The organism is Cryobacterium sp. Hh38 (genome assembly GCF_004403235.1).
In the GTDB taxonomy this organism is placed as follows: Bacteria; Actinomycetota; Actinomycetes; order Actinomycetales; family Microbacteriaceae; genus Cryobacterium; species Cryobacterium levicorallinum.
In genome coordinates this window covers 1-1,259 of sequence record NZ_SOHD01000045.1, presented here as the reverse complement: position 1 = coordinate 1,259, position 1,259 = coordinate 1, and the positions used below count along the sequence as shown (strand labels likewise).

The following is a 1,259-nucleotide window of genomic DNA, read 5'->3' as shown; positions in this document are numbered from 1 at the left end:
GTCGGGGAACTCGGGCCGGTACTTCAGAATTTTGAAATGCGATTCCGAAAATGGATTGTCATTACTCGTATGCGGGCGGGAGTGCGATTTAGTCACGCCCAGGTCTGCGAGCAGGAACGCGACGGGTTTCGACGCCATTGAGGAGCCGTTGTCGGAGTGGATCGTCAGCTGATCGCGGCGAATGTTCTGCTTCTGGATCGTGTCGAACAGGAGCCGCTCAGCGAGCTCGGCGGACTCCCGGGTCGCGACCATCCACCCGACGACGTACCGCGAGTAAATGTCGATGATCGTATACAAGTGGAAGTACGACCATTTGGCCGGACCCTTCAACTTCGTAATGTCCCACGACCACGTCATGTTGGGTCCCGTCGCGATGAGTTCGGGCTTGATGCGCGCCGGGTGCGCGGCCTGAGCACGACGCTCCCCGGTCTCACCGTGGGCACGGAGCAGACGATACATCGTCGCTACGGAGCAGAGGTAGGTACCCTCATCGAGGAGGATCGCCTGGATCTCCGCCGGCGCTTTATCCACGAACCGCTCGGACCGCAGAACCTCCAGAACAGCGGCGCACTCCAGTTCGGTCAGTGCCCGCGGCTGCTTCGCCGGCTGCGGCCGGGGCCGCGGCGATGACGGCGGCCGTGGTGACCGCGGGTGTTGGCGGTAGTGCGTCGCCCGCGACCGGCCCACGGCCAGGCACGCGTCCCGCGTGCCCACGAGCGGGACAAGTTCGGTGATGGTGGCGTCGATTATTTCTCGGTGTTCGTCTCGCTGCTGTTGGTCGAGAGTTGATCCAACAGAGCCGAGAGTTTTCCCTGGATCGCGATCACCTGCCTCGCCGTCTCCAACTCGCCCGACAGCCGGAGGTTCTCTTTCCGCAGCCGGGCTGCATCCTTCTCCGCCGCACTGGCTGGCGGCGCTCCCGCGGGCCGCGCCAAGGCAGCCAGCACCCCCTTGTCTCGTTGATCACGCCACGAGCTGACCAAGGAGGTATACAGCTTTTCCCTGCGGAGCAGCGCCCCACGGCCCTGCCGATTCAAGCTCTCATACTCGGTCAGAATGTCGCGTTTGTACTTGGCGGTATAGGTTCGCCGCCGAGCACGCTCGGGAACCTGGGGATCGGGAACATCTTCCATCCCTACAGCCTGCCCGGTCGAGCTGACTCCTGTCATTCCTGCGTTCGTCAAGGGGAACTCCTTCCCCGCCCTCTACGACACTATTCGGGACGATCCCGGTGCCTTATCCAAGGTTGACAGAGAGGG

Annotated in this window: 2 protein-coding genes; both read right to left on the bottom strand. The window is 63.0% G+C overall.

What is annotated here, in order from left to right:
• Positions 1-750, bottom strand: a 750-nt coding sequence (locus E3T41_RS16375) for a DDE-type integrase/transposase/recombinase (protein WP_241991218.1), incomplete at its 3' end; no start/stop codon positions are given.
• Positions 747-1,184: a hypothetical protein gene (locus tag E3T41_RS16370; protein WP_134479406.1), complete on the bottom strand. Its 438-nt coding sequence runs from the start codon at positions 1,182-1,184 to the stop codon at positions 747-749. The genes E3T41_RS16375 and E3T41_RS16370, both read right to left, overlap by 4 nt.
• Between the last annotated feature and the right edge of the window lie 75 nt (positions 1,185-1,259).